Origin of the sequence: Bradyrhizobium sp., assembly GCF_049512235.1 — a bacterium.
Classification (GTDB): Bacteria; Pseudomonadota; Alphaproteobacteria; order Rhizobiales; family Xanthobacteraceae; genus Bradyrhizobium.
Genome location: NZ_JBEKXH010000142.1, coordinates 1 through 14,095, shown reverse-complemented (window position 1 = coordinate 14,095; position 14,095 = coordinate 1). Strand labels below are relative to the sequence as shown.

General features: G+C 61.9%; 19 protein-coding genes and 1 pseudogene. 8 read left to right on the top strand and 12 right to left on the bottom strand.

The genetic code is table 11. The features are described 5' to 3' along the window. Positions 1-226 precede the first annotated feature (226 nt). Positions 227-835 carry a hypothetical protein gene (locus tag ABSG20_RS15200; protein WP_423865323.1) on the top strand — a complete coding sequence of 203 codons (609 nt, stop codon included), beginning with the start codon at positions 227-229 and terminating at the stop codon, positions 833-835. Between the two features lie 67 nt (positions 836-902). Here the strand turns inward: ABSG20_RS15200 and ABSG20_RS15195 are convergent, their stop codons facing one another. After that, positions 903-1,862, bottom strand: coding sequence for a D-2-hydroxyacid dehydrogenase family protein (locus ABSG20_RS15195; RefSeq protein WP_423865322.1), 960 nt, complete (start codon positions 1,860-1,862; stop codon positions 903-905). 113 nt (positions 1,863-1,975) lie between these two features. Beyond that, positions 1,976-2,233, bottom strand: coding sequence for a hypothetical protein (locus ABSG20_RS15190; protein WP_423865321.1), 258 nt, complete (start codon positions 2,231-2,233; stop codon positions 1,976-1,978). A gap of 251 nt (positions 2,234-2,484) precedes the next feature. Between ABSG20_RS15190 and ettA the strand changes: the two genes are divergently transcribed. The 3 genes from ettA (at position 2,485) to ABSG20_RS15175 (ending at position 5,840) form a co-directional block, all read left to right on the top strand. Next, positions 2,485-4,137 carry an energy-dependent translational throttle protein EttA gene (ettA, locus tag ABSG20_RS15185; RefSeq protein ID WP_423865320.1) on the top strand — a complete coding sequence of 551 codons (1,653 nt, stop codon included), beginning with the start codon at positions 2,485-2,487 and terminating at the stop codon, positions 4,135-4,137. Between the two features lie 14 nt (positions 4,138-4,151). Continuing rightward, complete coding sequence (tam, locus tag ABSG20_RS15180; RefSeq protein WP_423865319.1) at positions 4,152-4,922, top strand: trans-aconitate 2-methyltransferase; 771 nt, start codon at positions 4,152-4,154, stop codon at positions 4,920-4,922. A 123-nt stretch (positions 4,923-5,045) separates the two neighbouring features. Then, positions 5,046-5,840 carry a hypothetical protein gene (locus ABSG20_RS15175; RefSeq protein ID WP_423865318.1) on the top strand — a complete coding sequence of 265 codons (795 nt, stop codon included), beginning with the start codon at positions 5,046-5,048 and terminating at the stop codon, positions 5,838-5,840. 25 nt (positions 5,841-5,865) lie between these two features. Here ABSG20_RS15175 and ABSG20_RS15170 read toward each other — a convergent pair whose 3' ends face one another. Together ABSG20_RS15170 and ABSG20_RS15165 are read right to left on the bottom strand one after the other, a co-directional pair. Then, on the bottom strand, positions 5,866-6,123 hold the full coding sequence (locus ABSG20_RS15170; RefSeq protein ID WP_423865317.1) for a BrnA antitoxin family protein: 258 nt from the start codon (positions 6,121-6,123) through the stop codon (positions 5,866-5,868). Continuing rightward, entirely contained in the window at positions 6,086-6,409 is a 324-nt protein-coding gene (locus tag ABSG20_RS15165) for a BrnT family toxin (protein WP_423865316.1), read from the bottom strand. Before ABSG20_RS15165 ends, ABSG20_RS15170 begins: the two co-directional genes overlap by 38 nt. A gap of 36 nt (positions 6,410-6,445) precedes the next feature. On the opposite strand from ABSG20_RS15165, the gene ABSG20_RS15160 reads away from it, so the two are divergent. Beyond that, on the top strand, positions 6,446-7,702 hold the full coding sequence (locus ABSG20_RS15160) for a lytic murein transglycosylase (RefSeq protein WP_423865315.1): 1,257 nt from the start codon (positions 6,446-6,448) through the stop codon (positions 7,700-7,702). 216 nt (positions 7,703-7,918) lie between these two features. Here the strand turns inward: ABSG20_RS15160 and ABSG20_RS15155 are convergent, their stop codons facing one another. After that, the gene (locus ABSG20_RS15155) at positions 7,919-8,188 is read right to left on the bottom strand and encodes a hypothetical protein (RefSeq protein ID WP_423865314.1); all 270 of its coding nucleotides are present in this window, start codon (positions 8,186-8,188) and stop codon (positions 7,919-7,921) included. 233 nt (positions 8,189-8,421) lie between these two features. Beyond that, entirely contained in the window at positions 8,422-8,733 is a 312-nt protein-coding gene (locus ABSG20_RS15150) for a hypothetical protein (protein WP_423865313.1), read from the bottom strand. A gap of 270 nt (positions 8,734-9,003) precedes the next feature. Here ABSG20_RS15150 and ABSG20_RS15145 point away from each other — a divergent pair, with 270 nt between their 5' ends. Next, entirely contained in the window at positions 9,004-9,288 is a 285-nt protein-coding gene (locus tag ABSG20_RS15145; protein WP_423865325.1) for a (2Fe-2S)-binding protein, read from the top strand. Between the two features lie 128 nt (positions 9,289-9,416). Beyond that, positions 9,417-9,902, top strand: coding sequence for a bacterioferritin (bfr, locus tag ABSG20_RS15140; protein ID WP_423865312.1), 486 nt, complete (start codon positions 9,417-9,419; stop codon positions 9,900-9,902). 185 nt (positions 9,903-10,087) lie between these two features. Here bfr and ABSG20_RS15135 read toward each other — a convergent pair whose 3' ends face one another. From ABSG20_RS15135 to ABSG20_RS15115, 5 genes and pseudogenes are all read right to left on the bottom strand, one after another. Next, entirely contained in the window at positions 10,088-10,693 is a 606-nt protein-coding gene (locus ABSG20_RS15135) for a pyridoxamine 5'-phosphate oxidase family protein (RefSeq protein WP_423865311.1), read from the bottom strand. A gap of 73 nt (positions 10,694-10,766) precedes the next feature. Continuing rightward, the gene (locus ABSG20_RS15130; RefSeq protein ID WP_423865324.1) at positions 10,767-11,192 is read right to left on the bottom strand and encodes a DoxX family protein; all 426 of its coding nucleotides are present in this window, start codon (positions 11,190-11,192) and stop codon (positions 10,767-10,769) included. 216 nt (positions 11,193-11,408) lie between these two features. Continuing rightward, positions 11,409-11,546 (bottom strand): annotated as a pseudogene (locus tag ABSG20_RS15125) (MmcQ/YjbR family DNA-binding protein); the annotation flags it as partial. A gap of 28 nt (positions 11,547-11,574) precedes the next feature. Beyond that, the gene (locus ABSG20_RS15120) at positions 11,575-12,636 is read right to left on the bottom strand and encodes an alpha/beta fold hydrolase (protein WP_423865310.1); all 1,062 of its coding nucleotides are present in this window, start codon (positions 12,634-12,636) and stop codon (positions 11,575-11,577) included. 135 nt (positions 12,637-12,771) lie between these two features. Next, the gene (locus ABSG20_RS15115) at positions 12,772-13,017 is read right to left on the bottom strand and encodes a DUF2188 domain-containing protein (RefSeq protein WP_423865309.1); all 246 of its coding nucleotides are present in this window, start codon (positions 13,015-13,017) and stop codon (positions 12,772-12,774) included. A 252-nt stretch (positions 13,018-13,269) separates the two neighbouring features. Between ABSG20_RS15115 and ABSG20_RS15110 the strand changes: the two genes are divergently transcribed. Continuing rightward, positions 13,270-13,536 (top strand): DUF2277 domain-containing protein, encoded by a 267-nt coding sequence (locus ABSG20_RS15110; RefSeq protein ID WP_423865308.1) that lies wholly within the window; start codon positions 13,270-13,272, stop codon positions 13,534-13,536. A 35-nt stretch (positions 13,537-13,571) separates the two neighbouring features. On the opposite strand, the gene ABSG20_RS15105 is transcribed toward ABSG20_RS15110, so the two are convergent. After that, positions 13,572-14,095: hypothetical protein (locus ABSG20_RS15105; protein ID WP_423865307.1), on the bottom strand; the 524-nt coding region annotated here is incomplete at its 5' end.

Genomic DNA, 14,095 nt, shown 5'->3' with positions numbered 1-14,095 from the left:
CCACCGCTGCCCGCCCCGGTGACGGTGCGCTAGGCCTCGTATCCAGACGCTGCTGCGCCGGACAGAGTCGGGACCCAGAAGCTCCACCTAGGGCCTCATTCAACAGGGTTGAATCAGGCCATGGTCTTAATCTTTATCGTTCATTCATACATGTTAGCATTCCCTTGTTTTCAGCAAATCACAGACGCACAGCGGGCCGGTACTCGCCGGTCAGAAGGAACGGCCAGTGAGCGCAGCCACTACGATCCCAACTGGCAGTCAAATCTCGCCTGTCGATGAGCGAATTTATCAGCAGACCAATCTGCTGGGCGACTGGAAAGGCTCGTGGACGAAAAATCATCAGCCGATTGAAATCAAGGTGGACAGCATCAACGGCAGCACGGCGCAGGTCGAATACACCCATAACGGGCACACGGAGAAAGGCACCGGAACCGTCGATGGGCGCACCATCACCTACGGCAATGTCACGATCGCGACCCGCAATGGCACGCAGGCCGCCGTGGAGTTCGCATTCGGGACGGCGACACAATCCGCCATTCTCGCCAAGTCGGCCGCTCCCGCGGATCAGAACAAGCTGGTGGGCAACTGGATCGGCAGCACAGCCACACAGACCGCGGCGTTCCAGGTCATCTCGATCAGCGGGCGGGATGCGCAGGTCAGATACAGCATCGACGGGCAAACCGCGCAGGGCGTCGGCGATGCCTCCAAGAACGCCGTCAATCTCGGCAAAGTGGCGTTCTCCACCGCCGATGGATTGAACGGGACGGTGACATTCCCGGTCGGGCACAATACGTACACGCTCGCCGTGAAGAAGTTCTCACCGAAGACGGCCTGATCATCCCGCAACAGGCTGGCCTGATGCGTCTGCAGCCGCCGCGCTCAACGTGTTCTCTTGTCGCGGGTCACGCCAGCCGGCGCAGTGGCTCGCCCTTGAACCAGGCGTCGATGCCTTCGACCATCTGGCTGTAATGCGCCCGAAATCCTTCCTCGGTGACGTAGCCGAGATGCGGCGTCAGCACGATGTTGTCGAACTGGCGGAAGGGATGATCAGACGGCAGCGGTTCGACCGAAAACACGTCGATGGCGGCGCCGGCGATCTTGCGCTGCTGCAGGGTTTGCAACAGTGCCTGCTCGTCGACGATCGGCCCGCGCGCGGTATTGACGAGATAGGCGGTCGGCTTCATGCGCGCCAGGTCCGCCGATCCCACCAGGCCGCGCGAACGCTGGCTCAGCACCATATGAACGGTAACGATGTCGGCGGTTGCGAATAATTGCTCCTTGGTGGCGTAGCCGACGCCTGTGGCCTCACATCGCTCCGGCGTCAGGTTCGGGCTCCACGCGATCACGTTCATGCCGAACGCCTTTGCCAGCCCCGCAACCTTGGCGCCGAGCTTGCCGAGGCCGACCACGCCCAGCGTCTTGCCCTCGATCTCGATGCCGATGAACTTCTGCAAGGGTTCGCCGGCATGCATGCGCGCGTTCTCGCGGCCGATATTGCGGGTCAGTTCCAGGATCAGGCCCATGGTCAATGGCGCGGTCGGGTCGCGGCTCCATTGGGTTCCGCACAGCACCACCTGATGGTCCTTGGCGGCTTCCATGTCGATCGCGGCGTTGCGCATGCCCGAGGTGATCAGCAGCTTCAGTTTGGGCAATGCCGCGAACAAGGCGCGCGGAAACGGCGTGCGCTCGCGCATCGCGCAGATGATCCCGAAATCCGCTAACGCGGTGGCCGCGGCTTCGGTGGGCGTCAACGGTTCATTGAATGCGGTGATATCGACGCGATCGCTGATTTTGGACCAGTCCGCCATCCGCAACGTCAGGTTCATATAGTCATCGAGAATTGCACAGCGCATCCGCGTCATGGGCAGGTCCGTTCATGGCGATGACGGCGGCAGTGATTTGGCCGCCTCAAGAATCGCCATGGTCGCGCGCAACGCTTGCGAGCGCAAGCGGCTGGCCTAAAAAGCCGCCGCTATTATGCGTGCGCCAGCGACCGCCGCGCCCTCGTGGCCCGGATTTCGGCGACCATCGACTGGACCGCGGGTGACACCGCCAAGTGCTTGGCGCGCCAGGCGGGGCCTGGGCCGCGCATATAATGCAGTTCGGGGCGGTAGGGGTCGAACGCCCGGGCGAGGAATTGCCGCCAGAAGTTCCCAATCTCTTGGAACGGCCGGGACTGTCCGTCGCTTCTGTCCGCCGGGGAGGAGAAGATGTCCGAGGTGATGGTTGTCATGACCGGTCCGCCTGTTTGCCCGCGACCTGTGCCGCGTTAGACGCGCCTTTCGAAGCGCTGATCGACAGTTTTGGACCGATTCATTAAAAGAAAGTTTCAATTGTCCTGATTTGGCGCCAGCATGGTGTCCACCCCGTAATGATCCCAGTGAACGGACGGGAAACACCGGCGCGAGGTTGCCCTTTGGGGGCGGCGCGGCTACATCAGCGGCAGTAAATTTCCGGACAATCCAGAGGTTTCAAGGGATCGCGATGGCCCGTCAGTTCGTCTATTTCATGCAGGGTTTGTCCAAGACCTACCCTGGCAACCGCAAGGTGCTCGATAATGTCCATCTGTCGTTTTACCCGGACGCCAAGATCGGCGTGCTCGGCGTCAACGGCTCGGGCAAATCGACGCTGCTGCGGATCATGGCCGGCCTCGACAAGGAATATAACGGCGAGGCCTGGGTCGCCCAGGGCGCCCGGGTCGGTTACCTCGAACAGGAACCGCAGCTTGATCCCGCCAAGAGCGTGCGCGACAATGTCATGCTGGGCGTCGCCAAGCAGAAGGCGATCCTCGATCGCTATAATGAGCTGGCGATGAACTATTCCGACGAGACCGCCGACGAAATGACCAGATTGCAGGACCAGATCGAGTCCGCCGGCCTCTGGGATCTCGACAGCAAGGTCGATCAGGCCATGGACGCGCTGCGCTGCCCGCCCGACGATTCCGACGTCACGAAACTCTCCGGCGGCGAGCGCCGCCGCGTTGCGCTGTGCAAGCTGCTGTTGGACCAGCCCGAGCTGTTGCTCTTGGATGAGCCGACCAACCATCTCGACGCCGAATCGGTGTCATGGCTGGAAGGGCACTTGCGCAACTATCCCGGCGCCATCCTGATCGTCACCCATGACCGTTACTTCCTCGACAACGTCACGGGCTGGATTCTGGAACTCGATCGCGGCCGGGGTATCCCCTATGAGGGCAACTACACCGCGTGGCTGTCGCAGAAGCAGAAGCGCCTCGCCCAGGAAGGCCGCGAGGATGCCGCGCACCAGCGCACGCTGGAGCGCGAGAAGGAGTGGATCGCGGCCTCGCCGAAAGCCCGCCAGGCCAAATCCAAGGCGCGCTATCAGCGCTACGAGGATCTCTTGAAGCAGGCCAGCGAAAAGCAGACCCAGACCGCCCAGATCACCATTCCCGTGGCCGAGCGGCTGGGCCAGAACGTCATCGATTTCGAGGGCCTGACCAAGGGCTTTGGCGACCGGCTTCTGATCGACAATCTCACCTTCAAACTGCCGCCCGGCGGCATCGTCGGCGTGATCGGCCCCAACGGTGCCGGCAAGACCACGCTGTTCCGCATGATCACCAAGCAGGAGACGCCGGACAAGGGCACCATCACGATCGGCGAGAGCGTGCATCTCGGCTATGTCGACCAGTCGCGCGACTCGCTCGACGGCAAGAAGAACGTATGGGAGGAAATTTCCGGCGGCAACGAACTGATCCTGCTCGGCAAGCGCGAGGTCAACTCGCGCGGCTATTGCTCGTCGTTCAACTTCAAGGGCGCCGACCAGCAGAAGAAGGTCGGCTCGCTGTCCGGCGGCGAACGCAACCGGGTCCATCTGGCCAAGATGCTGAAATCCGGCGCCAACGTGCTGCTGCTCGACGAGCCGACCAACGATCTCGACGTCGATACGCTGCGCGCGCTGGAAGAGGCGCTGGAGGATTTCGCCGGCTGCGCCGTGATCATCAGCCATGACCGCTGGTTCCTCGACCGCATCGCCACCCACATTCTGGCCTTCGAGGACGACAGCCATGTCGAATGGTTCGAGGGCAATTTCCAGGATTATGAAAAAGACAAGATGCGGCGGTTGGGCCAGGATTCCATCATCCCGCATCGCCTGAAGTACAAGAAGCTGACACGGTAAGCAGGAAGCCCGCGATGGCCGACTGGAGCGCACAGCAATACCTGAAATTCGAGGACGAGCGGACCCGGCCCGCGCGCGATCTATTGGCGCAGATCCCGATCTCCGATGCGCGCAGGGTGGTCGACATCGGTTGCGGACCGGGCAATTCGACGGAGCTCCTGCTGAAGCGCTGGCCGCAGGCTTCGGTCACCGGCGTCGATACCTCGGCCGACATGCTGCGGCAGGCGCGCGAAAGGCTGCCGGGACATACCTTTATCGAGGCCAATATCGCGCATTGGGCGCCGCGCGAAAACACCGACGTGCTGTTTGCCAACGCGGTCTTTCAATGGGTGCCGGGCCACCTGAAGCAGTTGCAGCGGCTGCTCGGCGCCCTGCCGACCGGCGGCGCGCTCGCGGTGCAGATGCCCGACAATATCGATGAGCCCACCCACGTGCTGATGCGCGAGGTGGCCCATCTGGAGCCCTTTCGCAAAAAGTTGTCCGAGGCGGCGCGGCTGCGCGACGGTCTGCCGAAGCCCGGCGTTTATTACGACACGCTGAAACCGCTGTGCAGCCGGCTCGAGATCTGGCACACGATCTACAACCACGTGATCGACGATGCCACCGGCATCGTCGAATGGGTCAAGGGCACCGGCTTGCGGCCCTTTGTCGATCCCTTGGAGCCGCCCGAACGCAAGCAATATCTCGCCGAATACACCGCCCGCATCGCCGCCAGCTATCTGCCGCAGGCCGACGGCAAGGTGCTGCTGCGGTTTCCAAGGATTTTTATCGTCGCGGTGCGGTGAAGGGTGAGGTTACGAAACCGATGCCAGAACAAACATGCGCGGCTGGGTCATGATTCCGTCGTCCCGCTTCCCATCAAGGCGAGAAGCTGACGCGGTAAGGTAAGACTCCAAAGAGCATTCGACATGTCTCTCCGCAATGCGGTCGCTGGAATTGACGTGGGGTACTCCAAGAAGCGCCGGTCGAGCGCGGTCTGCTTGATGAGGTGGGACGATGAGAGCATAAATTGGGAGATCAGGCGCTATCGTGCAACGGATAAGGACCGGTTAGAAACGATCCGTGACATCCTTGGAAATCAGTCACTTCGGGCGGTTGCTTTCGATGGGCCGCTACGAACGGGATTCGACACTATTGGTGAATATCGTACCGCCGAGAGAATACTTACGAGATCTTTTGGCGCCAGAATCGGCAAGCCCGGTCAATCGAATTCACCAGTCGGCATTCGATTGAACGAAGAAACCAACAAATGTGTAAAGATTGTTCTCTCTGTTGCCAATGTGGCTCAATCAGCATCCCGCATCAGAATTGCCGACCAATCCGTTGTTGAAGCCTTTCCATCTTCTTATCTGGGCGTGATGATTGCCGAACCAGAAAGCTTAAGTGCGGTCCGCAAGAATAGGTCAGATAAATTCTTCGCAGCTTTGAACGAAGATGGCACCCTCGCTAGCTTGCTAAGACATCTATTGCCTCACCGACGGACGTTGAGAGATTTGAGGGAGGTCGAAAATCACGATGACAGAGCTTCGCTTATTTGCGCAATCAGCGCTCTCAGTTTCGCTGTTGGAAAATTTTGCGCGGTCGGAGACGAAAATGGTTGGATTATCCTCCCACCGCATGCTTTTATTCAGCCATGGGCGCACGATTTGCTCAGAGAAGGTGAAATTAATGGTGTAGCTTCAGGCTGGTTTTGCCGTGATTAGGTCTCAACCTTCTCATCCCACCTTCTCATCCCACCTTCTCTGCCAGCCACATCTTGATCAGGGACTGATACGGCACGTCGCGCTTGTTCGCGGCGATCTTGATCTGCTCCAGCAGGCCCAAGGGCAGGCGAATTGAAATCGCCATGGTCGAAGGCTTCAGGTTTGGAAATCGCATGGGCTCGGCTTTGCTCCAGTCGATGTAGTCGGTGGAGTCATGGGTTTCCCAGAATTTCCGTTCCTCTGCCTCACTCTTGAAGGAGGGAATTGATTTTAGCTTGCGCATAAGCTTTCCTCTCTTTGCGGTTCATGTCCCGCGCCGATATTACCCGGACCAATGTTCCATTCTGCCGCAGTGTGAAAGTGACATGCAGCAGCCGGTTTTGGGCTGTCTTTCCCAACGCATTTAAGCGCGGCTCTGCTTCACTGTGCTTTGCGTCCTCGGCAACGATCAGCGGATCGTTGAAGAAAATGCCTTCCGCTTCGGCCTGACTGACGTCATGTTTATCGGCACTCTTGCGGCGGTTGCCATCGTCCCAGTCAAAACCTGTTATCTGGCCAAGGTCGATCATGGTGTATATATTCAATATATACAAATCGAGGGTTTGATGCAATATCGGTATTGGTTTGGTCGTTCGAGAGACACCGTGATCGCGCTAGTGTTCGCGACGGCCTTGCCGCTGCTGTCTCCCCCCGCCCGCGCCGCTGATGCCGGCTTCACCCAGTTCATCGCCTCGTTGTGGCCGGAGGCACAGGCCGCAGGCGTCTCTCGCGCTACCTTCGACACGCAGACCCGCGGCCTCGAGCCGGACTACAAGCTGCCCGACCTGATCCTGCCGGGGCGGCCGTCGACCGGCGCGCCGGCGCAGGCCGAATTCGTGCAGGTGCCGGCGGACTACATCAAGGAAGCGAGCATCATCAGGCTGGCCGAAGAGGGTCAGCGGCTGATGCAGAAATATCGCGCCGCGCTCGATCAGATCGAAACCCGCTTCGGCGTACCCGGCTCCATCGTGCTCGCGATCTGGGGCCGCGAAACCGATTACGGCCGCTATACGCTGCCTTATGACGGCTTGCGCGTGCTGGCGACCCAGGCCTATGTCGGACGGCGCAAGGAGCAATACCGCAACGAGTTCATTCTGGCGCTGAAACTGATCGGCGACGGCGACGTCACGCGCCGGGATTTGCGCGCGTCCTGGGCCGGCGCCACCGGGCTGACGCAATTCCTGCCGTCGGAGTTTTACCAGCACGCAGTCGATCTCGACGGCGACGGCCGCCGCGACATCTGGCATTCGGTGCCGGACGCGCTCGCCTCCGCCGCGCAGCAGCTCGTCAACAAGGGCTGGCAGCCCGGCCTGCGCTGGGCCTATGAGGTGCGCGCGCCGGCGAATACCGATTGCACGATAGGCGTGCCGGAAGTGACAAAACCGATCGGCGACTGGCTGCGCGAGGGTTTTGTGCCAGTGCGCGGACAAAAATTGAACAAGGCGGAAACTGCGCAGCCGGCATCGCTGCTGCAGCCCGAGGGTATCTCAGGCCCCGCGTTCCTGACCACGAAAAATTATTTCGTCATCAAGGAATATAATTTTTCCGATCTCTATGTGCTGTTCGTCGGCCATCTCAGCGACCGCATGCAAAGCCCGCAACCATTCGCGACGCCGTGGTCCGCTTCGACCCAGCTGCGTACCGCCGATATCGAAGCCATGCAGCGCCAGCTCACCCGCTTGGGTCTTTATGCCGAAAAGGTCGACGGCAAGGCCGGAATGAAAACCCGCGCGGCGCTCGGGGCTTACCAGAAATCGGCAGGACTCAAGGTGGATTGCTGGCCGAGCGAAGCCGTTCTGCGTTCAATCAGCGCGGCGCGCTGACACGGCGCTCAATTGCGCGGGGAGAATATCGCCCCTCGTGGTGAGCAGCCGCTCATCTTGCACGGCCTCTCGAAGGCCTGGCCACGGTGTCCAAACTCCATCCTTCGAGGGCCGGCCGAGTGGCCGCTCCCGGGCATGAGGACCAACGAAAAACCCGGCCGAGATTTCGGCCGGGTCAAGATCGGGGCGCGCTGGACCCTGCGCCGCCCGCTCAGATCAGTTGCAGACTTCGACGCGGCGGAAGCGCCAGCTGTAGCCATCCCAGAAGCGCTCGCGAACCCAGCGACAGGGCGGGGGAGCTTCTTCCACATAGACCGGACCGCCATAGGCCGGGCGGCTGGAGGCGATGGCTCCGCCGACGATCGCGCCGCCGATGATGCCGCCAGCCAAGCCGGCCGCGAGGCCGCGCTGGGCGCTGGCGGGCGTCGCGGCGAGCGAACCAGCGATCGTTGCGACTGCGACGAAGGCAGCTAATGTCTTCTTCATGTCCTGGACTCTCCTGGGGATGGCGCCTTCGGTCGGCGCCGGGGTTTAGAGATTACTTACGCGCCGTATTCGAAGCTGGCCATTTCGTGAAAACCGCCCGACGGTCGATCGAAAGCCAACGTGTCAAGAGTTTGCGCTGAAAAAACGGTTTTTTCAGGCCGATTTTCCGAACCATCCCCGAAAACGCTTTGTTTCCGGGGGATTCCGAACAATTTGTAACAAAGATGAACGGATCAGCCGCAGACCCGCACGCGGCGGAAACGCCAGCCATAGCCGTCCCAGAAACGCTGCCGCTGCCAGTAGCAGCCTCCATCATAACCCGGGCCGGCGACATAGGCTGGTCCGCCGCCGTAATAGCCGTAACCCGGTCCATAGTAACGGGGGCCATAACCGTAATAATAGGGGGCGGCCAGCGCGCCGCCGACAATGGCGCCGCCGATCACGCCAGCCGCCAGGCCGGCGCCGAAACCGCGCTGGGCGTGGGCAGGCGCAGGCACTGCCACGGCCGACACCGCCAGGGCGGCGAGGGCAGCCAGGGTCATCATTGTTTTCCTCACGGCTTTAACCTTTCCTTAGGAAGTCATCTCGGGGAGCATGAAGCTATAAATCAGTCCGTCCTAGCGAAAGTTCCATATTTCACTTGAATGATCGATGAACGGGATTGCCATATTTGGCGACTGATAGTGGCAGCACGGATACGATCTGTCTCCGGGATCAGTTTGGAATTGCTTGAAAGGGCGGTTTTTCCTTTTGCATCCCGGAATGGTCTTGCCTATCGATACTCCCAGGCATCTCCAACAGGCTTCGCCGCTTTCATGATTGTTTGTTCCTGCAACGTCCTCAGCGACCACGATGTTCGCCATGCGGTCTGCAGCGCCACGGTGGATCTGCCGCGCAGCGCCAAGCAGGTCTATGACTGCCTCGGCCGCAACGTCGAATGCGGCCGGTGCGCGCGCACCATCAAGACCATCATTGACGAGGCCCTGGGGGAATGCGCCAAGGCCTGCCATTCCGGTTGCCGGCACAGCCAGGCCGGGACCGAGCCGCGGATCACCGATTCGCAGGCCGACGCGGAATTTTTCCTCGAAGCCGCCGAATGAGGCCTGTCTTGGCGGCGCTCGTTCCAGCGCCGGCCGGTTCGGCAGCGCATTGTTCTTGCCGATGATCTGAACTAGCATTCAGGATCGTTATACGAGGGGTCACCTGGCCCCGGCAGCGAAAGAGCGACATGCAAGGCGACGCCAAAGTCATCGAATACCTCAACAAGGGTTTGCGCAGCGAACTCACCGCCATCAACCAGTACTGGCTGCATTTCCGGATGCTGCACAATTGGGGCCTGTTGGAAATGGCCAAGGTGTGGCGCAAGGAATCGATCGAGGAGATGAACCACGCCGATCGCTTCACCGACCGCATCCTGTTCCTCGACGGCTTTCCCAACATGCAGGTGCTCGATCCCTTGCGGATCGGACAAAACGTCAAGGAAATCATCGAAGCCGATCTTGCCGCCGAGCTTTCTGCCCGCGCGCTCTATCAGGAAGCGGCGACCTACTGCCACGGTGTCAAGGACTACGTCTCACGCGATCTGTTCGAAAGCCTGATGAAGGACGAGGAGGAGCACATCGACTTCCTCGAAACCCAGCTCGATCTGATCCAGCGCATCGGGCTCGAACTCTACACCCAGAAGCACGTCGGCGGCCTCAAGAGCGAGGATTGAATTTCAGCGAGGTGACTTCATCCTTCGAGACGCCTCGCGGGAGCCTTGTCATCGGGCGCGCGTTCGCGCCACCGGTTAGCGATGCTCCCCGGAGATGAGGTCTTGGACCCTCATGGGGAGGAGCCTGCCTTGGCCCGCAAGGGCGAAGGCGGGCGTCTCGAACCATGCGGCCGGTCAGGTCCGCTTCACAGCTGTGTCTTGTTGCGCGCTTCGACCTCGGCCTGGGTTTCCGGCTCGCCCAATTTCGTCTGGTCGTGAATCACCTGGCTGATGCTGGGAAAGACCGAACGGTCGACCCGCGATTGCGGTGACCACAGACGTGCGCGCATCAGCGCCTTGCCGCAATGGAAATAGGCTTCATGCACGCTGATGCTCAGCACGGCGCGCGGCAGCTTGCCGAATTCCTCCATCGCGGCCAACAGATCCGGCTCCGCCGACAGCCTGCCCGTGCCGCCGACGCGCAGCGTCTCGTCGATACCCGGCACAAGGAAGATCAGCTGCACCAAGCCTGAGCCCTCGACGATGTTTCTGAAACTGTCGATGCGGTTGTTGCCTGAGCGGTCCGGCATCAACAGAAGGTTCGGCCCGGCGACGCTGACAAAGCCGGGATTGCCGCCGCGCGGCGAGGCATCGACGCTGCCGTCGGAGCCGGAGGTGGCGAGCACGCAGAACGGCGACATCGCGATGAATCTTTGCGCATGGATGTCGATCTCCGGACGCGCCTTTGCGATCACGCGCGGTGACGGGGCTGGGTAAATCGAGGCAAGGTCGACGGCCGCAAGATCGGGCAAGGTCTGGCTCCGTTGCAGGTGTCCGGATCCGCGGCAGGATATCATCGCGGCAGCGAGGCAGCCACCCCTTAGACTAGCCCTGTCGCCGCCACGGCCAGTCGATGACTTCGGCGCCGTAGAGCGCCCACCAGACCAGCACCGGCTGCAATGCCAGCCGGGGCGCGTGATAGAGCCAGCTGCTGCCGATGTAGGGCAGCTCTATGCCATCGATGGCGTGCTTGAAATTGGCGGGCCAGACGCAGATCGCATACGCCGCCAGCGCCACGCCCGCCCACCAGCGCAGCGGCTTTGTCACCAGGGCAACGGCACCCGCAAGCTCGCACCATCCGGTGACGAAGATGACCTGCGGCGCGAACGGCACCCATGATGGCGTGATCGCGAGCAGCACGTCCGGCGCCCGCAGATGGGCTACTCCGGCCACGACGTAGAACGCGGCAAGAATCCAGCGCAGCGCCGCGCGCAAGGTGCGAGAGCGATCAGGCTGCGGGGCGGCGGACATCTGCGCAGGTAACATGGGCGGCGAGGGCGCGCCAGCGCTCGGCGTGCCCTCGGAGTTCGCACCGCGTCCGCCGGCACGAAGCAGCTGATCACGATGCCGCCGCGGTGGTGCACATACCTGGTATTGCCGTGCTTGCCCCAAAGCCCCACGTACTGGCTGGAAGATGTCGGGCTCGGCCTCGATCAGCACCAATTGCTGTTCGGGTGTCAGCTTGATCATCCCCCAGGCCGCGTCCGGATACCCAGGTGTTGCGAAGATGCGCTTGCCGATGCGGAAGTCCGGGTGACCCTGATGCGCGGACTCGCTCGTCCCGGGCAGACTGAGGGCGATCCGGCGAAAGCGTTCCGCTGACATCGACATCTCACCTGAATGCGGCGCCGCGCTACATCGTGCGCTGCGGCGCGGTCTGCAGCAATTCCTGCAGCTGAAGCTTGTAGAATGCCGCGTTGCCGGTCGTCAGATGACCGCGCGTCTCGGGGCTGGCCGCAATCAGGAAGAGCCGGCCGTGCCTGACGCGCTTCAGCGCCGCATCGGTCACGCCGGTTTCCGGCGGATTGCGCTCGTCATCGGCGGCATTGATCGCAAGCAGCGTCGCCTCGATCCGCTCCAGCCCGGGGGAAGGGTTGTAGTCGTGCGAAGCTTCCCATTGATAGACAAAATCGTTGGCGTCGGAGACAAGCGGCGCGGCCAGCCGCTCGTCCACCATCTGGTCGGCCTTGGCCGCAGATGGCGCCAGCGTTTGATAGCCGAGCGTGCCGCCGGCGGACGCGATGCCATAGGCAATGACGGCGTATTTCATCATCCGCGGCTGGATGGTGTAATTTCCATCATGATAATCCGGGTCGTTGCGGATGGTTTCCAGCATGATCCGCCGCAGCATCCAGTTGCGGGCGGCCATCTCGGTCGGCTGCGACGCCATCGGCACCAGTATGTCCATCGCATCAGGGTATTTCACGCCCCAGAGCCAGGTCTGCATGCCGCCCATCGAATTGCCGATCACGAGCCGCAGATGCTTTATCCCAAGTCCTTCCGTGACCAGGCGGAACTGCGCATCGACCATATCGGCGTAATCATATTTCGGAAAGGCCGTCTTCATGCCGTCGGAGGGTTTTGAGGATTTGCCGTGGCCGAGGCTGTCGGGAATGATGATGTAATATTTCGATGCATCGAGCGGCTGGCCGGGGCCGAACAATTCGCCGGCAAAGCCTGGCGTCAGCATGCTGGCGGCCGAGCCCCCGGTGCCGTGCAGTACCAGCACAGGCTGGCCACTGGGCTCGCCGACCGTGGTATAATGCAGCCGCAGCGCCGGCATCGTCTCGCCGGTATGGAATTTGAAATCCTTCGCGATCCAGTCGCCCTGCCGGGGTGCCGGGTAATCCGCGGCCAATGCCGTAAATGAGGTCATTGCGAAGACAGCCGATAGCGCCGCGCGCGATAACTTCATGCCTGCTCTCCCCGGGGACGCGGCCGCTCTTCACCAGGGGGCGCCTTGGTCTTGCGAATCTATCACGCCGTGCATCCCGATCCGAGCGCGGCGGCGCAGGGGAACCGGAAAAATTCTCCGCGCCGTGTGGCAAAGCTACGGCGCGTCCTCGACGTCGGTGTCCGGCCGGTCGCCGCCGGCTGCGGTCTCGGTGTGCCACTTGCCGTCGGGGGTCTCATATTCGATCGCCTCGGTACGGCCGGGCACGCGCTGCTCGGCGGCGGCGCGCTTGGCGGCGGACAGCGCCGCGGCATGGGTCGAAAACGGTTCGGAAAATACGCCATCGACGGTGTAGGCCCAGCCGCCGTCATGCTGAACGATTCTGTAGGTGACATGGGACATCGGCAACTCGTCAGTTCAGTCGTGCGGATGTTCGGATGATGCAAAAGAGCCCCGATTCACGCGGCTCAGCACAGGTAGTATGGAGCTTTCCCTGGCCCCCGGGCAAGCGAAATGCGCCGTCCAACCCGGCTGGACCCAAGGAACCGAAGCGGAACCGAAGCCCCCTGATTGCGCTTCGCTGCATCCAGGCTACATTTGCCGGTGATAATCCATCAGTTCGCCGACGGCGCGGACGCGGACAGGAAGATAAAAATGTGCCGCAACATCAAGACGCTGTTCAACTTCGAGCCGCCCGCGACCGAGGATGAAATCCAGGCCTCCGCGCTGCAGTTCGTGCGCAAGCTTTCGGGCTTCAACAAACCGTCGCAGGCCAATGCCGAGGCCTTCGAGCGCGCGGTGGCGGAAGTCTCAACATCGGCCCGCCGCCTCCTGGCATCGCTGCACACCCAGGCGCCGGCGCGCGACCGAAAGACCGAGGCCGAGAAGGCGAAGGAAAGATCGAGGCTGCGGTTTGGATGACGGTGCGATGCACGGAAGAAGTCGGCCGTACCGGATTATTTCTTGTGCTTATGCTTATGCTTCTTCTTCTTTTTCTTATTGTGATGGTCGTCATCGTCGCCGTCGTCGTCATCGTGGGACCTTTCACCGGGTTCGGCCGCTTCCAGCGCTTCGCGTTCCCAGACTTCGCGCTCGGCGGCCGCGCGCTCGCGCGTTCGCTTGTAGTCTTCCCAGGCTTCGAACAACAAATGCAGCCACGGCATCACCTGTTCGACCGACGGCAGCTGGCCGGGCGGACCGGGTTCGCCGCGCGGACCCGCTTCGCCCCTGATGCCGGGCTTGCCCTGCGGGCCGGCCTCACCCCGCGGACCGTGCGGGCCACCTTTGCCCGGGGGCCCCGGCTTGCCGCGCGGGCCTTCGGGCCCGGGCCGTCCGGGATGGCCTTGCGGCCCCGGACGCCCCGGCTCGCCCCGCGGGCCCTGCGGCCCCTGCCGTCCTTGCCGGGTGACCGTGTCATCCGCCACGCGCGCAACTCCAAGATGATTTCCGAAAACGTTCCTTAGCAGACCTTCGATGACGG

Bases quoted from the DNA above. Each gene is read 5' to 3' on its own strand.
- ABSG20_RS15195 (WP_423865322.1), bottom strand. From the start codon at position 1,862: ATGACGCGGATGCGCTGTGCAATTCTCGATGACTATATGAACCTGACG.
- ABSG20_RS15190 (WP_423865321.1), bottom strand. From the start codon at position 2,233: ATGACAACCATCACCTCGGACATCTTCTCCTCCCCGGCGGACAGAAGC.
- ettA (WP_423865320.1), top strand. From the start codon at position 2,485: ATGGCCCGTCAGTTCGTCTATTTCATGCAGGGTTTGTCCAAGACCTAC.
- tam (WP_423865319.1), top strand. From the start codon at position 4,152: ATGGCCGACTGGAGCGCACAGCAATACCTGAAATTCGAGGACGAGCGG.
- ABSG20_RS15175 (WP_423865318.1), top strand. From the start codon at position 5,046: ATGTCTCTCCGCAATGCGGTCGCTGGAATTGACGTGGGGTACTCCAAG.
- ABSG20_RS15170 (WP_423865317.1), bottom strand. From the start codon at position 6,123: ATGCGCAAGCTAAAATCAATTCCCTCCTTCAAGAGTGAGGCAGAGGAA.
- ABSG20_RS15165 (WP_423865316.1), bottom strand. From the start codon at position 6,409: ATGATCGACCTTGGCCAGATAACAGGTTTTGACTGGGACGATGGCAAC.
- ABSG20_RS15160 (WP_423865315.1), top strand. From the start codon at position 6,446: ATGCAATATCGGTATTGGTTTGGTCGTTCGAGAGACACCGTGATCGCG.
- ABSG20_RS15155 (WP_423865314.1), bottom strand. From the start codon at position 8,188: ATGAAGAAGACATTAGCTGCCTTCGTCGCAGTCGCAACGATCGCTGGT.
- ABSG20_RS15150 (WP_423865313.1), bottom strand. From the start codon at position 8,733: ATGATGACCCTGGCTGCCCTCGCCGCCCTGGCGGTGTCGGCCGTGGCA.
- ABSG20_RS15145 (WP_423865325.1), top strand. From the start codon at position 9,004: ATGATTGTTTGTTCCTGCAACGTCCTCAGCGACCACGATGTTCGCCAT.
- bfr (WP_423865312.1), top strand. From the start codon at position 9,417: ATGCAAGGCGACGCCAAAGTCATCGAATACCTCAACAAGGGTTTGCGC.
- ABSG20_RS15130 (WP_423865324.1), bottom strand. From the start codon at position 11,192: ATGTCCGCCGCCCCGCAGCCTGATCGCTCTCGCACCTTGCGCGCGGCG.
- ABSG20_RS15120 (WP_423865310.1), bottom strand. From the start codon at position 12,636: ATGAAGTTATCGCGCGCGGCGCTATCGGCTGTCTTCGCAATGACCTCA.
- ABSG20_RS15115 (WP_423865309.1), bottom strand. From the start codon at position 13,017: ATGTCCCATGTCACCTACAGAATCGTTCAGCATGACGGCGGCTGGGCC.
- ABSG20_RS15110 (WP_423865308.1), top strand. From the start codon at position 13,270: ATGTGCCGCAACATCAAGACGCTGTTCAACTTCGAGCCGCCCGCGACC.